The sequence below is a fragment of the Desmonostoc vinosum genome (assembly GCF_059505385.1).
Genome location: NZ_JCACKM010000322.1, coordinates 21,856 through 43,104 on the forward strand (window position 1 = coordinate 21,856; position 21,249 = coordinate 43,104).

The 21,249-nt window shown below is 42.2% G+C and carries 18 protein-coding genes and 2 pseudogenes; 13 read left to right on the top strand and 7 right to left on the bottom strand.

All coding sequences use genetic code 11. The features are described 5' to 3' along the window. Positions 1 to 70: 70 nt before the first annotated feature. The 5 genes from AC5JMF_RS31975 to AC5JMF_RS31995 form a co-directional block, all read right to left on the bottom strand. Positions 71 to 1,312: a glycosyltransferase family 4 protein gene (locus tag AC5JMF_RS31975; RefSeq protein WP_495799731.1), complete on the bottom strand. Its 1,242-nt coding sequence runs from the start codon at positions 1,310 to 1,312 to the stop codon at positions 71 to 73. A gap of 125 nt (positions 1,313 to 1,437) precedes the next feature. Next, a complete protein-coding gene (locus AC5JMF_RS31980; RefSeq protein ID WP_495799732.1) occupies positions 1,438 to 2,274 on the bottom strand; it encodes a glycosyltransferase family 2 protein in 837 nt (278 codons plus the stop codon). A 1,264-nt stretch (positions 2,275 to 3,538) separates the two neighbouring features. Continuing rightward, a complete protein-coding gene (locus tag AC5JMF_RS31985) occupies positions 3,539 to 4,669 on the bottom strand; it encodes a CO2 hydration protein (RefSeq protein ID WP_495799733.1) in 1,131 nt (376 codons plus the stop codon). A gap of 425 nt (positions 4,670 to 5,094) precedes the next feature. After that, positions 5,095 to 6,561 (bottom strand): NADH-quinone oxidoreductase subunit M, encoded by a 1,467-nt coding sequence (locus AC5JMF_RS31990; protein WP_495799734.1) that lies wholly within the window; start codon positions 6,559 to 6,561, stop codon positions 5,095 to 5,097. A gap of 183 nt (positions 6,562 to 6,744) precedes the next feature. Further along, complete coding sequence (locus AC5JMF_RS31995; protein WP_495799735.1) at positions 6,745 to 8,601, bottom strand: NAD(P)H-quinone oxidoreductase subunit F; 1,857 nt, start codon at positions 8,599 to 8,601, stop codon at positions 6,745 to 6,747. 659 nt (positions 8,602 to 9,260) lie between these two features. Between AC5JMF_RS31995 and AC5JMF_RS32000 the strand changes: the two genes are divergently transcribed. The 8 genes from AC5JMF_RS32000 (at position 9,261) to AC5JMF_RS32035 (ending at position 17,076) form a co-directional block, all read left to right on the top strand. Beyond that, a complete protein-coding gene (locus AC5JMF_RS32000) occupies positions 9,261 to 9,569 on the top strand; it encodes a carbon dioxide-concentrating mechanism protein CcmK (RefSeq protein WP_010995042.1) in 309 nt (102 codons plus the stop codon). 90 nt (positions 9,570 to 9,659) lie between these two features. Continuing rightward, entirely contained in the window at positions 9,660 to 10,004 is a 345-nt protein-coding gene (locus tag AC5JMF_RS32005; protein WP_010995041.1) for a carbon dioxide-concentrating mechanism protein CcmK, read from the top strand. Positions 10,005 to 10,017: 13 nt separating this feature from the next. Then, positions 10,018 to 10,320, top strand: a complete 303-nt coding sequence (gene ccmL / locus AC5JMF_RS32010) for a beta-carboxysome shell vertex protein CcmL (RefSeq protein ID WP_495799736.1) — start codon at positions 10,018 to 10,020, stop codon at positions 10,318 to 10,320. Between the two features lie 207 nt (positions 10,321 to 10,527). Continuing rightward, positions 10,528 to 12,183: a beta-carboxysome scaffolding protein CcmM gene (gene ccmM, locus AC5JMF_RS32015; protein ID WP_495799737.1), complete on the top strand. Its 1,656-nt coding sequence runs from the start codon at positions 10,528 to 10,530 to the stop codon at positions 12,181 to 12,183. A 217-nt stretch (positions 12,184 to 12,400) separates the two neighbouring features. After that, a complete protein-coding gene (gene ccmN, locus AC5JMF_RS32020) occupies positions 12,401 to 13,117 on the top strand; it encodes a beta-carboxysome scaffolding protein CcmN (protein ID WP_495799738.1) in 717 nt (238 codons plus the stop codon). Positions 13,118 to 13,245: 128 nt separating this feature from the next. After that, positions 13,246 to 14,031, top strand: coding sequence for a beta-carboxysome assembly protein CcmO (gene ccmO / locus AC5JMF_RS32025; RefSeq protein WP_495799739.1), 786 nt, complete (start codon positions 13,246 to 13,248; stop codon positions 14,029 to 14,031). Between the two features lie 278 nt (positions 14,032 to 14,309). After that, positions 14,310 to 15,251, top strand: a complete 942-nt coding sequence (locus AC5JMF_RS32030; protein ID WP_495799740.1) for a LysR family transcriptional regulator — start codon at positions 14,310 to 14,312, stop codon at positions 15,249 to 15,251. 199 nt (positions 15,252 to 15,450) lie between these two features. Then, entirely contained in the window at positions 15,451 to 17,076 is a 1,626-nt protein-coding gene (locus AC5JMF_RS32035) for a mucoidy inhibitor MuiA family protein (protein ID WP_495799741.1), read from the top strand. 26 nt (positions 17,077 to 17,102) lie between these two features. Here AC5JMF_RS32035 and AC5JMF_RS32040 read toward each other — a convergent pair whose 3' ends face one another. Continuing rightward, positions 17,103 to 17,300: a hypothetical protein gene (locus AC5JMF_RS32040; protein ID WP_495799742.1), complete on the bottom strand. Its 198-nt coding sequence runs from the start codon at positions 17,298 to 17,300 to the stop codon at positions 17,103 to 17,105. Positions 17,301 to 17,467: 167 nt separating this feature from the next. On the opposite strand from AC5JMF_RS32040, the gene mnmE reads away from it, so the two are divergent. The 5 genes and pseudogenes from mnmE (at position 17,468) to AC5JMF_RS32065 (ending at position 20,451) form a co-directional block, all read left to right on the top strand. Beyond that, entirely contained in the window at positions 17,468 to 18,868 is a 1,401-nt protein-coding gene (mnmE, locus tag AC5JMF_RS32045) for a tRNA uridine-5-carboxymethylaminomethyl(34) synthesis GTPase MnmE (protein ID WP_495799743.1), read from the top strand. Between the two features lie 80 nt (positions 18,869 to 18,948). After that, positions 18,949 to 19,443, top strand: coding sequence for a GNAT family N-acetyltransferase (locus AC5JMF_RS32050; protein ID WP_495799744.1), 495 nt, complete (start codon positions 18,949 to 18,951; stop codon positions 19,441 to 19,443). A 35-nt stretch (positions 19,444 to 19,478) separates the two neighbouring features. Then, positions 19,479 to 19,775, top strand: a pseudogene (locus AC5JMF_RS32055) (SDR family NAD(P)-dependent oxidoreductase); the annotation flags it as partial. 56 nt (positions 19,776 to 19,831) lie between these two features. Next, a pseudogene (locus AC5JMF_RS32060) lies at positions 19,832 to 20,134 on the top strand (element excision factor XisH family protein). Next, positions 20,122 to 20,451, top strand: a complete 330-nt coding sequence (locus tag AC5JMF_RS32065; RefSeq protein WP_495799745.1) for a XisI protein — start codon at positions 20,122 to 20,124, stop codon at positions 20,449 to 20,451. Before AC5JMF_RS32060 ends, AC5JMF_RS32065 begins: the two are co-directional and overlap by 13 nt. Positions 20,452 to 20,616: 165 nt before the next feature. On the opposite strand, the gene AC5JMF_RS32070 is transcribed toward AC5JMF_RS32065, so the two are convergent. Continuing rightward, on the bottom strand, positions 20,617 to 21,231 hold the full coding sequence (locus tag AC5JMF_RS32070) for a class I SAM-dependent methyltransferase (protein WP_495799746.1): 615 nt from the start codon (positions 21,229 to 21,231) through the stop codon (positions 20,617 to 20,619). Between the last annotated feature and the right edge of the window lie 18 nt (positions 21,232 to 21,249).

The following is a 21,249-nucleotide window of genomic DNA, read 5'->3' on the forward strand; positions in this document are numbered from 1 at the left end:
ATGATGAGATAAAACTTGCTTGATAAGATAAATTGCAAAATAAGAAGCGGTGAGTGGTAACAAAATATTTTCATACCATTGTGTTGGTTTTTAACTGATCTTTGGTGTTCAAATTTTCGTTGATTCCTAACGCTTCACTAAAAGTTTGCTGCCATAGGGGAGTAATCCGAGACCAGCTAAAACGACTTTGCACGTCTTGAAAACCCCGGCGTCCCATTTCATGGGCTTGTTCAGGATGTGATAACAAAGTGACTATTGCCTCGGCAAGCATGGACGGATCTTTTTGGGGCACGAGTAATCCAGTTTCGCTAGAGTGAATTACATCGACAATTCCCCCTACGGCACTGGCAATCACTGGCTTTTCATGGGCTAATGCTTCGATCATCACGATACCCAAGCCTTCTGTATCACCTTTGCTGTCTATAATCGCAGGCAACACGAAGATGTCGCAGCTTGCATACTCGTCTGCTAGTTGTTCTTTGGTGACAAAGCCCAAAAACTCCACTACATGATCTAAACCTAGTGCTGTGCATTGGGCTTTAATTTCTGACTCTAAAATTCCTTTGCCGACAATTCTCAACTGGACAGGCTGATGGGTTAAAACGGTGGGTAGTGCTGCAAGCAAATACCGTAATCCCTTACGTTCATCTAATCTGCCTACAAATAGTATTCTAGGGTCTGCTCCTGGAGGGCGTTGTTTTGAGGGTTTGGCCTCGATTGTCATGCCATACGGAATGATATCTACTGGCCCGTCGTAGAGTTTGCAGATTAATCCTTTGGTAAAAGAAGAATTAGCTGTGACGACTGCACTCATTGGTGTCATCCAACGTAAGATATGCGCCACAAAACCAAACCTGTTTGCTAGTAGCAATTCCGCACCATGAAAACTGAAAACCATGGGAATACCCAATAATTTGCTCGCAGGCAAAGCCATCAGTCCGTGGGGAAAGGGCCAATTAACATGCAGCAAGTCTGGCTTTTCTTTACAACAGACCCAAAATAACTGACATGTTCCTAAGAGAATGTATAAGGCAGCAACAAACAAGTAAATAGGCTGACGTTTGAGCTTTGTGGGCGCTCCGTCTCGAACCAGATTTTCAAAACGCTTGAGGAAGTAACGAAACCGATAAACTTGAACTCCATCCAGTTCGTGAGATTTACTACCTTCATAGGCTGGGGCAAAGACTGTAAACTTGACCCCAGGTTGTTGCGATCGCACAATCACCTCTCGAATAAAGGCACCATGATTAGCATCGGTTGTTTCTGGATAAACCGAACTAATAACGAGGAAGTGTTTACCCTCAAGAACCATAACGTCTGTACTACCTTAATCAAATTTGTCCTTTGTCATTTGTCCAAAGTCTTTACAAAGGACAAAGGACAACCTTCACTTTCAATGCGTCACAGCTGATGAGATTTTTAAATTCCCAAGCGGTACTAACGTGTTTCGGTATCTATTTGCATATAAAAGGCTTCTCGACCAGCTCTAAATCCGACTTTGGTGGCTTCTGAAATTGCAAAAACATAACGCAACGGTAGGATAGGACGGTGCTGAAAATAGAACCACCACCAGGCTTTCGAGAAGTCTATTGCGGAGGAAATTAAGCGTTTACGGCCAAACTTGCTTGTGCCGGAAAAGCGCGGATGCCATGGTGTAGGCACCTCGATAATCCGATGCCCTTTGGCGGCTAAAATCGCCAGGAGGTAGCGGTGAGTAGTGACTTCAATTTGCACCTCAAGCAGTAAATCCCGACGTACCAACTTAATCCAGTTCATGTCATGGATATTGAGTCCAAAGGCTAAGCGACAGGCAGTATTAGCAAATTTAGACGCCATAATTTTGCCGTCGCCTCGTTTCTGCCGCCAACCTGCTACGCAATCTATACCTGGTTCACAAGCATTCAACAATAGTGGTATATCACTTGCTGGATCAGATTCTAAATCTGCTTGACTCCAACAAATCCAATCTGTTTTGACATTTGCGATCGCAGTTTTCCAAACCTCGGTAACTCCTCGTCTTTGAGAGTGGCGAATTACCTGCAAAAATTGGTACTGCTTGAGCAATTTTTCCAAAACTTCTTGACTACCATCTGTGCTGCCATCATCAATTAGCAAGACTGGTAAGGTGAACCCAAGCTCTTGAAAAGCTTTCTCTACCGAAAGTAGTAGAGGCTCCAGATTCCCCTCCTCGTTCAGAGCAGGAATTACAACTGTGACGGAGCGACTTTGTACAGGTGTCAAAGGCACCAAGAAATGCCCTGTTGACGATACCATAATTATCTCCTTAGTTTCCTGGGGATAGCACTGCTCTTGCTTGCCGGCTGGACAGTGCTATTTTATTCAATTAGTTTGAGATGATTTTTTGCCTAGTTTCAACAACACCAATTAAATTTGTCAATGGTTATAATCTTTATAACCCTAGTAATTTCCTGGGGAACTGGGCACCGTTCTTGCTTGCCGGCTGGGCGGTGCCCTCAATCTATTGATCATTTTTCACTCTCATCAATATCAGCGGCTTTCATAGAAAATACTTCTCAAGATAGTAGTTTTAACACTCTAAAAACCAACATTTTCTCCAACGAATATATCTTGGGTGCTGAGCCTGATTATTTTGAGACTATTCACTCGTTGTTCACCTCATTATGTTTGAGCAATTTTGATTAGATAGAGATGAGCGACACTCAAGTTTTTAATCAGGAATAAAATAATTGTCTTTACAAGAAAACTATTGTTGATTATTGAACTGCATATGTGCTATGACAATAATAGTCTTGCATTTAAACCTATTACTTATATAGAAAACTTGCCAAGAATTTTCTTTGTGGAAATTGGAAAAAACTTTTGCTAAACTGAAACTCGTTTTATGTACAGTAGTAGCTTTTGAAAGATTTGATATTTAGTTGTACTCGTAGTCTTTGATGGAAACAGTTTATTGGGATATAATCTGAGAAGTTTTTATTCGTTGCTTTCTTCTAAAAAACAAACCAATCTTTTACCATAAGGCTTTACCTCTTCAACTGTGCAATTTGACAGTTTATTTCCTATAGTTTTTTTAGCCACTATCTTACGTGTTTGTACCTGATTTTTATCTATAGGAATACTACTATACAGATAGCAAATTGGCAAGTAACTTTAAAGTCAAGTTAAATAAATTTCATTTTCTGTAGATTGTATAGTATTGCAGGTATAAAATTCAGGCTATATATTATTTTTCAACCATGTTGCACCAAATTTTCTAGTTAAAATACAGTTCTTTATAAGCGATCCCAGTTACATTAATAACAAAAGTCTATTTTGTCTTTCTATCTCCCACTTTCTGCTTGATATATACGAAAGACATGCAAGTGGGCATCAAAAAAAGTAAGTATATAAAGTTTTGAAAACAAGAAAATGCAGATGAAGAAAGTGTAAACTTTGTATAGCCATCTTTTAAAAAACACAGGGGGTGCGAGTGGGGAGTAGGGGAAGAAAGTATTTATTTGATTCATAACAACACAACCTCTTTCCCGACACCCGACACCCGACACGCCGTTTTTGGTTATTGATTCACATCCAGCAACCGCGAAGTTTGTAACCTTTCCATCCATTTTTTTAAGAAAACTTGATTAGTTTCTTCCTCAGATGGATTTTGGGTATCTAGAGGATAGGGCATTAAGCCTAAAATTGTGGCTGTCGTCACGCAAAACATTGATTTTTGGAAACTCATGCAAATTTGCACTCGCAAGTCATCCTCACCCCGGAGACTACGACGATAAATTTCATGCAAATAATCTGGTAGATAATGACGCATATCCTGCATCAGCAAAGTAGGAGGAATGCCTGCACCACCAATTGGCAAAGGATCGGCATATAATGCTCCATATTGAAATCGAGCTTGATCTGGAGGAATTTGATAAGCTTGGGCGTTGTATGAAACAGTTCCGTGGAAGGGAGTTCCTCTAAAGAATACCGCTTCTACATAGGGGATTGCTGTGTCTGCTAAAAAGGTTAAACCAATTAATTTGGGGATAATATCATAAACTTGATCTTTAATTTTTACAGCATAGGTAATTGGCTTTGTTGCATCTGCTACTAACCCGGCTTTAATATGATCTACTACTTGAGGAATCGATTTAATTTCACCTTGGTCGTAGCGGTCTGATAGACTCAAAAAAATATCAGCCATGACTCGCCAGAATTGACCCAAACCAGTATAGTAAGAAGAGACACGCAACTGTTCGCTTAAGAAATCTGGAAACAGCTGGTTAACTGCCAAAATCAAAGGATTACTTTTAAATTTTGCGGCAATCACAACTTGCGCTCGGTCTTGAAATTCTTTGGTATCTAAATATGCATCCAAGCCGCCGCCACCATGCCACATCATGGCTTTCATGCAATATTCTGCATATTCAAAATTAATCCGGTCATGCCACCAATGACGGAGTAATTTTTGCCATGAAATTTCACCGTTAAAGTATTTAAAAAATGGGAAAAACACTAAAAACTGATGTTCAGCAATGTATATCAGATTTTTTGAGTAAGCATCTAAAACTACACCATAGCTTTTGAGAATTCCTACTACTTCCAGGACATTTTCTGGACTATCAAAAACTAACGCTTCTCCTGTTTGCAAGCGTTTAATATATTCAGCCAAGGGATTGTGAGTGGGCTTGTTTCTAATAGTTACCATTGCTAGTTCTCCTGAGAATTGGGGATTGGGGACTGGGGATTGGGGACTGGGGACTGGGGACTGGGGACTGGGGACTGGGGATTGGGGACTGGGGATTGGGGACAGTCATTGGTGTCAACTTAAGCTAGAAATAGCTTCGGTGTTGGCTTTCTCACCCGCCAGAGAATAAATTCTCTGGCTAATAGCTCAAGTCTACTGAAGTAGACTCAAAATCTTGGGGGATATTCAGTCATGTTTAGATGACTTTTGCTATCAGCAAGGAACTTCAGTTCCTCGCGGGACATCGGTTCTACGTTAAGTTGACACCAATTCTGGACAGTGCTGGGGACTGGGAGTTATATTTCTCCCTCATCTCTCGGTTGGTGAGCGAAGTCGTACTGCGAAGCAGAACCCGCAGGGTACCACATCTCCCTCATCCCTAGCCCCTAGCCCCTAACCTCTTGTGTACTAACCATTTGTGTAATTGTTGGTTCAGTCCAATGTGCTAACCAAGTGGGTTGGATGCCGAAAATCACAATCACTATTGCTAACACTATAGATGGTAGGCGATCGCTCCAATACACGCGTGGTAAGTTGATCACTTGTGCAGATAAGCGTCCAAAAAAGGCGCGGTTGACAAGAATTAAGAAGTAAACCGCTGTTAAACTTGTGCCAATCATGCACAGTAAAGTTTGGATTGGAAAAACTGGGAAGCTGCCACGAAAGACGATGAATTCGGAAATAAATCCCACCATTCCCGGTATACCTGCACTTGCCATCACTCCCACTACAATCAAGCTGCCAATGATGGGCATACCCCGCTCTGGGTTCAGTAGTCCCCGTAGTACTTCTAGATTCCGGCTACCAGCTTTTTCATATACAACTCCCACTAGCAAAAATAGTAATGCAGAAATCAAACCATGACTAATCATCTGCATGACTGCACCTAGCACGCTCAGAGGTGTGGCGGCAGCAGCGGCTAACAATACGTACCCCATGTGCCCAATTGAACTGTATGCTACCATTTTTTTCATGTCAGTTTGAGCGATCGCGCAGGATGCACCATACAACACGCTAACTACAGCCCAAGTTGCTAACCAAGGAGCTACATAAGCCCAAGCTTCTGGTAACAGGTTCATACCAAACCGCAGTAACCCGTAAGTTCCCAATTTCAACAACACCCCTGCCAATAGGACTGAAATGGGCGTAGAGGCCTCGACGTGAGCATCTGGTAGCCAAGTATGAAAGGGAACTAAGGGAATCTTGATACCAAAACCTACCAAAATCCCCCCCAGCAGTAAAAGCTGTGTGGCTAAAGGTAAAGAAGTTGTATGCAATGTTCCTAAACTGAAGCTAGAAGATCCACTCAGCCAAACGATACCGAGAAAGCTTGCTAAAATCAAAATTCCCGAAACGGCTGTGTAAATCAAAAATTTCGTAGCGGCATAACCACGTCTGGCACCACCCCAAATCGCAATTAGCAGATATAGAGGAATCAGTTCTAGCTCGTAAAACAGAAAAAATAGCAGCAAGTCCTGTGCTAAAAAAGCTCCAGTTACCCCAGCGCTTAATAACAGTATTAAAGAGTAGTAAAATCCAGGACGTTGAAGAGATTCATTACTGCTGTAAATGGCAATGGAAGTTAAAAGTCCATTTAAAATCAATAATGGCAATGATAAGCCGTCTATTCCCAAGTTATAGCTTAAACCTAGAGCGTCTATCCAGGGAATAAACTCACTAAATTGTTGATTAACTTCTCCTGGATTAAACCCAATTGCGAGTACAACAGTCCACACAAAAGTGATAGTGGCAAATATTAAAGCCAATCTTTGAGAGAGTTTCCCGCTGATGTTAGGCCAGAAACCGACTATAGCCGCACCAATCAAGGGCAGTAAAATTAAAGCACTAAGCATAACTAAGATAAAGATGAGGGAGATGTGGTACCCTGCGGGAACGACTTCGTCGAACGACTTCGCTCACCAACGGAGGATGAGGGGGATGAGGGGGATGAGGAGGATGAGGAGGATGAGGGAGAAATTCTCCGCGTCCCCGCGTCCTCTTCCCCAGTCCCCATTCCCTTACACCCCTAATTTTGGTCAAAAAGGTAATTTATTGAGTAAACCCAACGACCAACTGATGAAGAAACCCAGGACGCTAACAACAATTAGGATAGTTAACATATATCCTTGAGAGCGACCGGAAATGCTGTATTTTAAACTTTGTCCGCTGAGAATTGTGGCAAATCCTACTAGGTTCACTAAACCATCAACCAAATAGCGATCGCTCCAAGCAGATATCCTCGAAAGGAGTGCTACTGCACCAACTACTGTCAGTCGATAAACTCGGTCTATGTAAAAATCATAACCCAACAAGTCTTGGATAAATCTCCACGCTAGGATTCTAGATCTTGACCAAGCTTTGTGTAAATAAATGGTAGACCCAACACCTACTCCCACAACAGTAGAAGCCACCAATGTTCCCATCACATACCAATTAATGCTCTCCCAAGCAGGTAACAAATACCATTGCTGTAGCATTACTGGTACTAACAGTGTCAATACTGTCAGAGTCACCATTGGTAGTGCCATTGACCAACCAACTTCTGGGGTGCGGCGGGTCTTCTGTTGCGGCGCACCCCAGAAGACTAACCGAAATACTCTGGTTAAATTCAATGCTGTTAAGCCGTTGACTAATACCAAAACCACGACTACCCAAGGGCTAACAGCAACTAAACCATCAGCCCATGATAGCATTGCCCAAAAGCTACCCAATGGTAGTAGTGTTACCATCCCTGCTGAACCGACGACATAAGCAGTAGTAGTGGCTGGCATCCGTGACCACAAACCACCCATTTCTGTTAAGTCTTGGGTGTGGGATGTAAAGATTATTGACCCTGAACTCATGAATAATAGGGCTTTGGCGATCGCATGAGTTAACAGTAACATCAAAGCTACACCCCCCTGCTGCAACCCCACCGCCAGGAACACTAATCCCATGTATGCACTGGTGGAGTGCGACAGTGCCCGCTTAATATCAATTTGAGCAATGGATACTAATGTTGCCCCAACTGCCGTTACTGTACCCATAATCACTAAAGCATTGAGAGCGATCGGCGACAACGCTAAAATTGGTTGCATTTTATACAACATATAAGCGCCACCAGCCACCACCAGCGAGTTCCGCATTACCGAAGCTGGGTTAGGCCCTTCCATCGCTTCATCTAGCCACAAGTGCAAGGGAAATTGGGCACATTTCCCCGCAGGCCCAGCAATCAATGCTAAACCGAGTAATGTTGATGTCACTGGGTTTAAATCAGCCGTTTGTGCCCATTCATACAAATCAGAGAAGTTTAAACTACCTGCAAAGGTAGAAAGCGTGACTACTGCCATCAACAGCAACAAGTCTCCTACCCGCTTAGTCCAAAATGCATCCCTGGCTGCTGTCACCACCAGCGGTTGAGCATACCAGAATCCCACCAGCAAGTAAGTCGATAGTGTGAGAACTTCTAATAGTGCGTAGCTGAGAAACAAAGAATCACTGATAGCTAGACCACACAGCGCCGCTTCAAAAAATCCAATCAGCCCGAAAAAACGCGCCAAAGACCAATCCTTTTCCATGTAACCCAAGGCATAAACTTGAGCCAAAAAACTTAATCCCGTAATTAAAACTGTTGCCCCAATACTGACTGGGGAGAGTTCCAAAGCAAACGACAAATCTAAATCTGCTGCTTTGAACCAAGTAATCAATAAATTTTCTGGCTCTTGATCCCAAATGCCTTTAAATACAAACAGGCTATGAGCAAAAGCTAAAAGGGTTGTTAACAAGTTTATATATGCCGCAGGTTTCGGCCCCGTGCGCCGAATTATACCCAATCCCCACGGCAATGTTAGAAATGCGCCTAATAAGCTATAAATAGGCACAAACCAACTTGTTAAAAATAGAAAATGATTCATTTAATCTTCCCTTTACAACTCAGCCTTTTTGTTTTTCTTTAGCGCCAATACCATATCTTGTGCGAGAAAAATTTTTTTCATCAAACTCTTTATTTATAAGTATTTTTTAGAATAAAATTTGCAGTAGTATTTTTACTCTAATTTACCTGACTAAAGTTAAATAAAATATAACTTTACATATTTAAAAGCAGTTACTTGTATTAAATTACCTTTGGTTAAAAATTTATATTTCTAGTTCTGGCAAATAACTTTATACAATACATTTGTAAAACTTATATGCTTTTCAGGTAGTTTTTGTAGACACAACATAACTAAGAGAAAGATAGAGACAGTCGAATGTACAGCCATTGCTCGTCTCTCCCAAGACGAGATTGACCTGGGTTATGAATGTGGTTTTGTAAATGTAATAAAGAAATTATAAAGCATAAGCAGCTGCTCTAGGAATTAGGTGAACTTTGATCGAGCAGAACGCTAGATAAATTTTTGTTAAGTTTTTTTAAACTTTTTTATTATAAACTATTATAGTAATTTATATTGCCAGGGATGCAAAGCTTTTCTATGCTTAATTTGGAAGTGTTTTTTGAGCTTCAATATGAGCATCCCCGTCAAAAAATTTCGACCCACAGTACTGATTGGATTAATTTTGTAGGAGTTCTGCGATGCCAATTGCAGTTGGAATGATTGAAACTAAGGGCTTTCCAGCAGTAGTGGAAGCTGCTGACGCGATGGTGAAAGCTGCGCGTGTAACTTTGGTAGGATATGAGAAAATCGGTAGCGCTCGCGTTACCGTGATTGTGCGAGGAGATGTCTCGGAGGTGCAAGCCTCAGTTGCAGCTGGAATTGAAGCGGCCAGGAGAGTTAACGGCGGTGAAGTGGTATCCACTCATATCATTGCTCGTCCTCACGAAAACCTAGAATACGTCTTGCCGATTCGTTACACGGAAGCGGTAGAGCAGTTCCGCACTTAAAGGGGCTGTATAAAACAAGTAGTTTACGGGGATGCCTTCTTGAGTATGGCTTTTGTCCAGGACAAGAAACTTTATTAAGGATTAGAACTAATGTCAATCGCAGTGGGAATGGTAGAAACGCTAGGCTTTCCAGCAGTAGTGGAAGCTGCTGATGCGATGGTGAAAGCAGCTCGTGTTACATTGGTAGGCTACGAAAAAATTGGTAGCGGTCGGGTGACAGTAATTGTGCGGGGTGATGTTTCAGAGGTACAAGCTTCTGTAGCAGCAGGGGTTGAATCAGTCAAGCGAGTCAATGGTGGACAAGTACTGTCTACCCATATCATTGCTCGTCCTCACGAAAACTTGGAGTACGTTCTCCCAATTCGTTATACAGAAGACGTAGAGCAATTCCGGGAAAATGTGAACGCAATTCGTCCTTTCGGCAGAAGACCATAGTCTGTAATCTGTAATGCAAATTGCCAAAGTTCGTGGCACAGTAGTTAGCACCCAAAAAGAGCCAAGTCTTAGAGGTGTCAAACTGCTGATGTTGCAATTAGTAGATGAAGAAGGAAACGTCCTACCAGAGTATGAGGTAGCAGCAGATACTGTAGGTGCAGGAGTAGATGAGTGGGTACTAGTCACTCGTGGCAGTGCCGCTCGTCAAATTCTTGGTAATGAGCAGCGTCCATTAGATGCAGCAGTCGTGGCGATCATCGATACTATTCATGTTGAAGATCGCCTAATTTACAGCAAAAAAGATCAATATCGATGAGTCATGAGTTATGAGTCATTAGTTCGGTAGTTGGTGGCAAAATAATCAACAATTGACAACTAGCAACTCAATCAAGAACAAAATGACAAAGGACAAATGACAAAGCGCAAAGTCTGGGCGCTGGCTTCCAGCGATGCCTACGGCAACGTCTCCGACGAACAGAACTTTGTAAGAGAGGACAAATGACAATACAGGAGGAATCTCGCGATGGCAGTCCGCAGCACGGCGGCACCCCCAACCCCGTGGTCGAGGAATTTAGCTGAGGCCAAAATCCATGAAACCGCGTTTGTACATTCTTTTTCCAATATTATTGGGGATGTACTGATTGGTGCAAATGTAATCGTTGCTCCGGGGACTTCGATTAGAGCGGATGAAGGTACGCCTTTTTATATTGGTGAAAACACTAATATTCAAGATGGTGTAGTTATTCATGGATTGGAGCAAGGCCGGATCATAGGTGATGACCAAAAAGAATACTCAGTATGGGTGGGGAAAAATTCTTCCCTGACTCATATGGCTCTGATTCATGGCCCGGCTTATGTTGGAGAAAATTGCTTTATTGGCTTTCGCTCGACGGTATTTAATGCCAGAGTGGGTGCAGGTTGCATTGTGATGATGCACGCTTTGATTCAAGATGTAGAAATTCCTCCGGGGAAGTATGTACCTTCAGGGGCAATAATTATTAACCAGCAGCAGGCTGACCGCTTACCAGATGTGCAAGCTCAAGATGAGCAATTTGCCCATCATGTAGTTGGGATTAATCAGGCATTGCGAGCTGGTTATCGCTGTGCTGCGGACAGCAAATGTATTGCACCAATTCGAGATGAAAACGCTAAATCTTATACAGGTAATGGTGTTACTGTTTTAGAGCTAGAAAGGAGTAGTGAAGTGGCGAGCAATAGCTTGGGTGCAGAAACAATTGAGCAGGTGCGCTATCTGTTAGAGCAAGGGTATAAGATTGGCTCGGAACATGTAGACCAAAGACGGTTCCGGACAGGTTCTTGGACTAGCTGCAAGCCGATTGAAGCGAGATCGGTACGGGAAGCAGTTGCAGCTTTAGAAACTTGCTTAAGAGATCATAGCGGTGAGTATGTCCGTTTGTTTGGTATTGACCCCAATGGTAAACGGCGTGTGTTAGAGACCATTATTCAGCGACCGGATGGTTCAGTGAACGGTTCTGCTAGCTTTAAAGCTCCTGCTAGTCGTGGTCATAGCAGCTACAGCAGTAATAATGGTAACGGTAACGGCTCAACTAGTGGGAAGGTCAGTGGTGAGACTGTAGAGCAGATCCGCCAACTTTTAGCAGGTGGGTATAGAATCGGTACAGAACATGTAGATGAGCGTCGTTTCCGTACTGGTTCTTGGAATAGTTGTAAGCCAATAGAAGCGACTTCGACGAATGAAGTAGTCTCAGCTTTGGAAGAATGTATAGACAATCACCAAGGTGAGTATATACGCTTGATTGGCATTGACCCGAAAGCGAAACGGCGAGTATTAGAAAGTATTATTCAACGACCAAATGGTCAGGTAAGTCCATCTGGTAGTCAGAAATCATTTACTAGTGCAACCGCTACAAATTCTACTGCTAAAGCTACGAGTAATCGCCTCAGTTCTGAAGTCGTAGACCAACTCCGCCAATTATTAACAGGTGGGTATAAAATTAGTGCTGAACACGTAGATACTCGACGGTTCCGTACAGGTTCTTGGGCTAGCTGTGGTCAAATTGAGGCTAGATCTGAAAGAGAAGCAGTAGCAGCTTTAGAAACATACCTTTCTGAATACCCAGGAGAGTATGTACGATTAATTGGCATTGACCCCAAAGCTAAGCGCCGGGTTTTAGAAACGATTATTCAACGTCCGTAGTATTGGAGATGGGGAATGGGTTTCGACTCCGCTCAACCTACAGGGAATGGGGAATGGGTTTTGACTCCGCTCAACCTACGGAGAATTGAGAATGGGGAATTAATTGTATTTTGATCACTCCACTCACTACTCAGTACGGGCTAAACGCCCCGCTACCGCGCTTCAGTACTCACTACTCACTACCTACATTTTTCCGGCTTCCGAGGTGACAATTTTCATGTCTGTACCGCCACTGCGCCTCAACAACAACTTTGATCCTTATATTAGTGGTGAGGTGAATATTCATCCAAGCGCGGTACTCGCACCGGGGGTGATACTCCAAGCAACTGCAAACAGCAAAATCATTATCGGCCCAGGGGTTTGTGTTGGTATGGGGTCGATTCTTCAAGTCCATGAAGGAACCTTAGAGGTAGAAGCAGGGGCAAATTTGGGAGCCGGTTTTTTGATGGTTGGCCAAGGAAAGATTGGGACAAATGCTTGCGTTGGTTCAGCAACTACGGTGTTTAACTGTTCGATCGCACCAGGGCAAGTAATTCCACCTGGTTCAATTTTAGGAGACACTAGCCGCCAAGTTGGTGAAACAAAACAAATCAAACCGTCCACAACTGCACACAAGCAAGAGGAAGAGAAAAATGGGTTAGGAGGCAAGGAAAATATCATTTCTTCAACTACCCTCTCGGCGTCTGCTTTCGTGGAGTTAAAACACCAATCTTCTACCTCTGTGTCACAGTCTGCCACTAATCCTCCTGTTAAAGAAACCTCTGAGGAACTCAACACACAAGACTCAGAAACTAACAATCAAGCCCAAACAGAATCTCCTGACAGTTTCGGAACTCAAATTTATGGACAAGGGAGTATACAAAGGCTATTGGTGACTTTGTTTCCTCACAGACAGGCTTTAAATGAGCCAAATTCTGTCGATCAGTCTGAGTAAGTGTTAATTGTTAAGTTGTGGGCTATAAAGTCTGAAGTTAAATCTAGAGCTTGATTAGGTAGTTCTAATTTAACTATTGTTTTCATACTTCTGCCTTCACCCTTGCTGTGAGATCCTGGAGAATTCACATGGAGACATATAACGAACGCCCTGTTAACACCACTCAGACATCAAATCTTCGAGATCTCAGGGATACTGCCTTGGGTTTGGTATCTACTTTGAGCTTTCCGGCAATAGTGGGTACGGCTGATATGATGTTGAAATCGGCTGGGGTTCACCTAGTTGGGTATGAAAAAATTGGGGGTGGACATTGTACGGCGATCGTCCGGGGTGGAATTGCTGATGTCCGTTTGGCTGTGGAATCCGGTGCCCAAACTGCTGAACAGTTTGGGCAATTGGTTTCTAGTTTGGTGATTCCTCGCCCTTATCCCAACTTAGAGGTGGTGCTGCCAATTACTAACCGCCTGACGCAATTAATGCAGGAAGGCAATTATAGCCGTCTGAGTCATCAAGCGATCGGTTTGGTGGAAACGCGGGGATTTCCGGCGATGGTAGGTGCATGTGATGCCATGCTCAAAGCTGCTGATGTACAGTTGGCATCGTATGAAAAAATTGGTGCGGGTTTGTGTACAGCCATCATTCGTGGTTCCGTGGCAAATGTTGCAGTTGCGGTAGAAGCGGGGATGTACGAAGCAGAACGCATTGGGGAATTGAATGCAGTAATGGTGATTCCTCGACCATTAGATGATTTGGAGCAAACTTTGCCATTAGCAAGTTGTTGGATTGAAGAACGTCAACCGTTAAATTTACCGATCAATATCAAGGAGCAAGTTGCCGAAATAGAGGTGTTAAGATTGCCAGATTTGTCTCAACTACCTGTAAAAATTACAGAAGAAGTATGGAATGATGAATGATGAATAATTAGTATCTAAATGATTAGAAATACTCATTCAATATTAATTATTCAACATTCATCTTTGGCTGGAAGGCATCTTACGCTTTGCTTGTTGTTCTGATAATAACCTGGCAACTCCATAAATAAAACTACTTTCTTTTAATTAAGCTAATAGAGTTTAGTCTATGCTAAAGCTCACAACTTCGTATGGGCCAAGCTTTATCATTGGCTAGTGTTCAGTGATACTAGATATATATCTATAGAATCGCTGTTAGCTATTTAAGAGGAGAATCACCCTTGAACCAAGCGACGCTACACCAGTTGAAGGTGTTCGAGGCAGCAGCAAGACACAGTAGTTTTACTCGTGCTGCTGAAGAATTATTTCTCACCCAACCTACCGTTTCAATGCAGATCAAGCAGCTCACAAAATCGGTAGGATTGCCATTATTTGAGCAGGTGGGAAAGCGTTTGTATTTAACAGAAGCAGGACGGGAATTATTTGGCACATGTCGGCAAATTTTTGAAACTATAGCCCAATTTGACATGAAAATTGCTGACTTAAAAGGGCTAAAACAGGGACAATTACGCTTAGCAGTAATTACAACAGCCAAGTATTTTATACCTCGTTTGTTGGGGCCATTTTGCCAACTTTACCCAGGAATTGAAATCTCCCTGCAAGTAACTAACCATGAACGCATTTTAGAACGGATGGTTAATAATTCGGACGACTTGTATATTATGAGTCAGCTTCCAGAACATTTAGATGTGAATTTTGAGCCATTTTTAGAAAATCCTTTAGTAGTTTTTGCACCAACTAATCATCCGTTAGCAAAAGAAAGAAATATTCCCATACACCGTTTAGCTGATGAACCTTTTATTATGCGAGAACCGGGTTCAGGAACTCGTCGCACTGTCCAAAGCTTATTTGAGGAAGAGGGGGTAAAAGTGAAAGTGAAGTTGGAGTTGGGGAGTAATGAAGCAATTAAGCAGGCGATCGCAGGTGGTTTGGGTATCTCAGTTTTATCTCGTCATACCTTAATGCCAAATACGCCAGAGTTATGCATTTTGGATGTACAACACTTCCCCATTAAGCGGGCTTGGTTCATGGTTCACCCAGCGGGCAAACAGTTATCTATTGTCGCCCGTACCTATTATGAATATCTACTAGGTGCAGCTAAGAAGTTTGTAGACGAGCAAACTGCTTTGTCTTATGACACCAGGTTTGAGCGAGTTAAGTAGTGATAGGGAGTAGGGGATTGGGGAATGCGGGGCCCCCGCCTCTTATGGGTAGGTTTTTTAGATTTCGCGTTTTGGTTGACGCGTCCCCACGTCCCCGCGTCCCCGCGTCCCCTCTTTCCTATCCCAAAGGACTTGACGGTTACACCCTAAAACATTAAAAATAACCAGCATCACTATTAAAAGTGGGGAAAAACTGGCAGTGGTTAACCCAGAAGTACTATCTCATCGTCAAGCAGTCCAAAGCGAGATTGTGGCTGTGACAGTGTATGCTGACAAAGCCCTAGTGACACGACGGGGTGTAGTTTCTCTCACGGGACTTGAACGGGAGTTAGTAATTACCCCATTACCAGTAACTTTAGAAACGGAGTCTGTAAGAGTAAGTGGTACAGGTTCGATAGGAGTACGCTTGCTGGGGGTAAGTTGCGATCGCATTTACACTACTGAACCTGTAGCGGAAAGAGTTGCACAACTGACGCGGCAGATTCAGCAAGTAGAAGCCGAAAAACGCTATCTCCAAGCTCAAATAGATGCTTTAGCGTTGCAGTCTCATTTTATCGAAGGCTTACGTGACAAAACCGAAGAACCCTTTTCCCAGAGTCTGGCGCGGAAAAATCTCAGCTTGAGCGAAACTTTAGATTTCTTAAACTTTTTGGGCAGCCAGTATGGCGAGTATGCGATCGCTTCTGGAGATTGCAAAAGTCAGCAGCAAGAATTAGACAAACAATTACAGGCTTTGCAGGCTTCATTGCAAAAAATCCAAACACCCCATCCCAAAGAAAGTTTTACTTTAGTTGTAGCGATTGAAACTGAGGGTGCAGGCGAGTTTGAGCTAGAGCTATCTTACCTCGTCAACCGGGCTAGCTGGATTCCTCTTTATGATTTACGCTTCAGCACTACTAGCAATATCGTACATCTGAGCTACTTAGCAGAAGTCACTCAAAGCAGCGGTGAAGACTGGATTGACGCAGCGCTGACTCTTTCCACCGCTAAACCGGGATTAGGTACACTCCCACCCAAACTAGAACCCTGGTATATCGGTACTGTAATCCCCCCAACAGTCCGACAAAGACAAATACAACAGCCATCATTGCCTACCTTAGCAACCACTGCTATTGCCCGTGAACAAAATTGGCAAGAAGAAGACGAAGTTGCCCCAGAAGCTAGTGCCATACCAGCGGAAATAGTAGTAGCTGAAGTATCTAAGGAGGGAAGTGTAGTCACCTTCAAACTCAATAGCGGTGGTAACATTCCTAGCGATGGCGCACCTCATAAAACAACAATTTTTAACGAAGATTATCCTTGTAACTTTGATTATGTAGCAATGCCGCGTTTGGTCAGCTTTGCTTATTTACAAGCTAAAGTCAAAAATAGCCCTGATGGTGCGACTTTGTTACCAGGTAAAGCGAATATTTTTCGGAATGATGTTTTTATTGGTGCAACTGAGTTAGAAAATATTGCGCCTGGACAAGAATTCAAACTAAATTTAGGAATTGATGAAGGTTTAAAAATTGAGCGTGAGTTAGTTGAGCGTCAAGTAGATAAAAGACTGATGAGCAACCAACGCCGGATTACCTATGCTTATCGATTACTAATTACTAATTTACTTGATAAGCTAGCAAGTCTGAAACTAACTGAACAATTACCAGTTAGCCGTACCGAGCAAATTAAAGTACGGTTGATCCGTAGCAATCCCCAAATTCAACTTGGGGAAATGGGAATTCTGGAATGGGAGTTAAATCTTTCAACCCAGCAGAAGATAGAGATATATTATCAATTTACTGTTGAGCATCCGCCAGAATTAACAGTAGCTGGGTTGGATATTTAATCATGTTAAAAATTCGAGTTTAACGTTTATTCTTCTGGTAAAACCCATTTTGGCGGTTCCATCATTTTTTTCCGTAATCGTTCTTCAGCCATTTGCAGCATTTGATCTAGGGAAGTATCTTCGATAAATTTCGCGGCTGCTTCTCTAAACTCAATATTGGGGCATTTATCGCCTAAAACACACCCATTGACGCAAGCTTCAGCACAGTTAATCTTCTGCTCCACAGCAAACTCCTCTGTTTAACAGTTATGAGTTGTGAGTTGTTAACTTTGAACTCTTAACTCTCAAGCATTACCTTCCAGATAAATTTTACCTTGCCAGTTGTCACAGCATCTTTGCATCCTTGAATTACGATTGCTGTATATGCAATCTCTTTTTGAAGTAAGCGCTCATGTCGGAAATATTTGCCACTACTGGAACGATCGCGGCGATCGCTACAGCTGTTGTTCCCCAACAGGGTAGTGTGGGGATTGTGCGGGTGTCTGGTTCCCAAGCAATGGCGATCGCTCAAACTCTGTTTCATGCACCTGGGCGTCAAGTTTGGGAAACTCACAGAATTATTTACGGCTATATTCGTCATCCCCAAACACAAGCACTTGTAGATGAAGCCTTGTTGTTAATCATGCAAGCACCCCGTTCTTATACTCGTGAAGATGTGGTAGAATTCCATTGCCACGGGGGAATTATGGCAGTACAGCAAGTATTGCAACTGTGTTTGGAAGGTGGCGCGAGATTAGCTCAGCCAGGGGAATTTACTCTCCGCGCCTTTTTGAATGGGCGCTTAGATTTGACGCAGGCTGAGAGTATTGCCGATTTGGTGGGAGCGCGATCGCCCCAAGCTGCCCAAACGGCTTTAGCTGGTTTGCAAGGAAAATTGGCTCATCCCATCCGGCAGTTACGCGCTAACTGCTTGGATATTTTAGCTGAAATCGAAGCTCGTATCGATTTTGAGGAAGACTTAGCTCCGCTAGATGATAAAAGCATTGTATCAGAAATTGCGAAAATTGCGGCAGAAATCACCAAATTATTAGCGACAAAAGACCAAGGTGAGCTGCTGCGTACAGGTTTAAAAGTAGCGATTGTGGGGCGTCCGAATGTCGGGAAATCGAGCTTGTTGAACGCTTGGAGTCGGAGCGATCGCGCTATTGTCACAGATTTGCCTGGTACAACCCGCGATGTTGTGGAATCGCAGCTAGTGGTGGGGGGAATTCCCGTGCAGGTGCTGGATACGGCGGGAATTCGGGAAACAGTAGACCAAGTAGAGAAAATTGGCGTTGAGCGATCGCGTCGTGCTGCTAGTGCGGCTGATTTAGTTTTGTTAACTATCGATGCCTCAGCAGGTTGGACGGCAGGCGATCAAGAAATTTACGAACAGGTACAACACCGTCCTTTGATTTTAGTAATCAACAAGATTGACCTTGTAGAAACATGGCAAGCGACATCTCTACATCTGATGAAATATCCAAATACTATCAACCAAATTGTTCACACAGTAGCAGCTAAAAACCAAGGTATCGATAGTTTAGAAACAGCAATTTTAGAGATAGTTAAAGCTGGGAGAGTTCAAGCGGCTGACATGGATTTAGCAATCAATCAAAGACAAGCCGCAGCTTTAACGAAGGCTAAAATATCTTTGGAACAAGTATTAGCGACAATTACCCAACAATTACCTCTTGATTTTTGGACAATTGATTTACGAGGCGCAATTTATGCCTTGGGAGAAATTACTGGCGAAGAAGTTACAGAATCTGTTTTGGATAGAATTTTTAGTAGATTTTGTATTGGTAAATAAAGTTATGCTTGATAATATTATGCATAGAAAGCTTCTATTTTATTTATGTGAAAGTAGTGTAAATTTAAAATAATAACCACATGCATATCTCAATTCGCCAAGCAAGCATACAAGATACGGTGATAGTTTCAGATGTACTGCGAGAAGCAGCAGTTTGGCTTCAGCAGCTTGGTATACCGCTTTGGCATGATAGCGAAGTTGCAATGGAAAGTATCTCTCAAGATGTTGCTAACGGTTTATTTTTTCTAGCTGAAGCGGCTGGCGAACCTGCTGGTACAATCAAATTTCAACTTGAAGATTTACTTTTCTGGCCTGATGTATCACAGGAAGAGTCAGCATTTGTACATCGCCTTGCTATTCGACGCCATTACTCTGGTGGTAAAGTTTCTTTAGTATTGCTTAATTGGGCTGTTGAATATGCAAAAATGCTCGGCAGACGTTATTTACGGCTAGATTGTGATGCTGCACGTCCACGCCTAAGAGCAGTATATGAAAATTTTGGTTTTCGTCATCATAGCGATAGACAAGTTGGTGCTTTTTACGTTTCTCGCTATGAATATGAAATACTTACATAACAAGTCGAAGCATTACGAATTAACATCATATCCATATGTCTTTTATTGATGAAGTTAATCATTTTAATGTCTTGATTGTGGGAGCAAGCCAAGGTATAGGTTTTGGTTTTGTCAAAAAATTGCTACAAGATGATAAAATTACCAAAATTTATGCAACTTATCGTCATTTGGAATCAGCTACTGATTTAATAGCTCTGGCAAATCAGCACTCTGATCTGTTAATTTGTCTATCGATGGATATTACTGAAGAGTCACAAATTATTGCAGCTATTCAACAAATCCGCGCTCAAGAACGCAAATTACATTTAGTAATTAACTGTGTGGGATTACTGGGTGGATAATCACTCATGATCCGTTATCAGTTAAAGTTGATGAGATTGAATTTTATATAGACTTAGGAGTAGAAAGAATCCTAGCTGCTGAAAAGTCTGGTCAAAAAATTGCAGTTGAGATTAAATCTTTTCTTGGTACATCAGAAATTAGTGATTTTTACATAGCTCTTGGTCAAACACTCACTTACCGAGCAGCATTACGAAGAAAACATCCTAATAGAATTTTATAAGCAATTTCAGAGGATATTTATCAAGAATTTTTTGTTAAACAATTTATTCAAGAAATAATAGCTGAACACAAACTGAAACTACTGATTTTTGAACCAATTCAACAAGAGGTTTTATTATGGAAGGAATGAACTACCGTGAATTAGTACAAACTATTCTTAAAGGTCATTCAATGCATGACTCGAATGATAATACAGAAATACAGCTAGTTTTTGATACAGAGCGTGATCATTATCAGGTTATTCACTTGGGATGGGAAGAACTAAGGCGGGTTTATGGTTGCATCATTCACGTTGATATTAAGGATGGTAAGATTTGGATTCAGCGAGATGGGACTGAGGTTGGAGTAGCTGATGAGTTAGTGGCGGCTGGGGTGCCAAAGCAAGATATTGTTTTAGGTTTTCATGCTCCCTATAAGCGCAAGTTTACGGAATTTGCAGTAGGGTAAATAGAAAATTCATGCATTGCAAAAATTAGAGCGTTGGCAGTTGAAAGACATTCTCTGGCGTAGATTTAAATCTCAGCTGAGACAAAAGCTACAGATGCATTTTTGTGTTGTATTCTGCATAAAAGTATATTAAATATTTCTTATATTTAACGATCGCCTGTTTACTTACATGGAAGGTTTAGCAAAAATCGTCAACAAAACAGGCCCTAATAGGTAGTAATGACCTAAACACAATAGTCCAGCAGCACTACCCAATATTTCACGACTCTCTCGATTGTAAAATCTAATTCTCGCAGGAGAGGCTGCTATCAACTCAGATGCTGTTTTGCTTGTAGTGTAATCAACCAAGTAGAAGCGTCCACCAGGAACAAGTACCCGCGCCACTTCACACAAAACTTGTTGTGGTTCTAAATAGTGTAGAAAGCTGATAGTGTTAAAAACAGCATCAAATTGACCATCAGTAAAAGGTAGAGATTCTGCTCTACCCTCAACATAAATTAAACGCGGATGGTGACAATTTCTTTGTCTTGCTACGCGTAACATTTGAGCAGAAAAATCTAATCCTGTACCGCGTAAATCGGGAAATTGATTTGCAAGTCGTTGCAGCAGGCGTCCAGTACCACAACCTAAATCAAGTACGTTTGGTTGCACTGGCAAATCAACTTTTGACAGTAATCGTTTGTGGATAGCTTGATAAAATACCGAAGGAAAAAGTAAGTCGTAACTTGGGGCCCAACGGTCAAAAAGTTGCTTTTTATCACTGAGAAAGTTGCTAATCATGAGTTTTTATAGCCCAAA

Excerpts from the sequence above, each read along its gene's own strand:
- AC5JMF_RS31975 (WP_495799731.1), bottom strand. The coding sequence starts at position 1,312 with ATGGTTCTTGAGGGTAAACACTTCCTCGTTATTAGTTCGGTTTATCCA.
- AC5JMF_RS31980 (WP_495799732.1), bottom strand. The coding sequence starts at position 2,274 with ATGGTATCGTCAACAGGGCATTTCTTGGTGCCTTTGACACCTGTACAA.
- AC5JMF_RS31985 (WP_495799733.1), bottom strand. The coding sequence starts at position 4,669 with ATGGTAACTATTAGAAACAAGCCCACTCACAATCCCTTGGCTGAATAT.
- AC5JMF_RS31990 (WP_495799734.1), bottom strand. The coding sequence starts at position 6,561 with ATGCTTAGTGCTTTAATTTTACTGCCCTTGATTGGTGCGGCTATAGTC.
- AC5JMF_RS31995 (WP_495799735.1), bottom strand. The coding sequence starts at position 8,601 with ATGAATCATTTTCTATTTTTAACAAGTTGGTTTGTGCCTATTTATAGC.
- AC5JMF_RS32000 (WP_010995042.1), top strand. The coding sequence starts at position 9,261 with ATGCCAATTGCAGTTGGAATGATTGAAACTAAGGGCTTTCCAGCAGTA.
- AC5JMF_RS32005 (WP_010995041.1), top strand. The coding sequence starts at position 9,660 with ATGTCAATCGCAGTGGGAATGGTAGAAACGCTAGGCTTTCCAGCAGTA.
- ccmL (WP_495799736.1), top strand. The coding sequence starts at position 10,018 with ATGCAAATTGCCAAAGTTCGTGGCACAGTAGTTAGCACCCAAAAAGAG.
- ccmM (WP_495799737.1), top strand. The coding sequence starts at position 10,528 with ATGGCAGTCCGCAGCACGGCGGCACCCCCAACCCCGTGGTCGAGGAAT.
- ccmN (WP_495799738.1), top strand. The coding sequence starts at position 12,401 with ATGTCTGTACCGCCACTGCGCCTCAACAACAACTTTGATCCTTATATT.
- ccmO (WP_495799739.1), top strand. The coding sequence starts at position 13,246 with ATGGAGACATATAACGAACGCCCTGTTAACACCACTCAGACATCAAAT.
- mnmE (WP_495799743.1), top strand. The coding sequence starts at position 17,468 with ATGTCGGAAATATTTGCCACTACTGGAACGATCGCGGCGATCGCTACA.
- AC5JMF_RS32050 (WP_495799744.1), top strand. The coding sequence starts at position 18,949 with ATGCATATCTCAATTCGCCAAGCAAGCATACAAGATACGGTGATAGTT.
- AC5JMF_RS32065 (WP_495799745.1), top strand. The coding sequence starts at position 20,122 with ATGGAAGGAATGAACTACCGTGAATTAGTACAAACTATTCTTAAAGGT.
- AC5JMF_RS32070 (WP_495799746.1), bottom strand. The coding sequence starts at position 21,231 with ATGATTAGCAACTTTCTCAGTGATAAAAAGCAACTTTTTGACCGTTGG.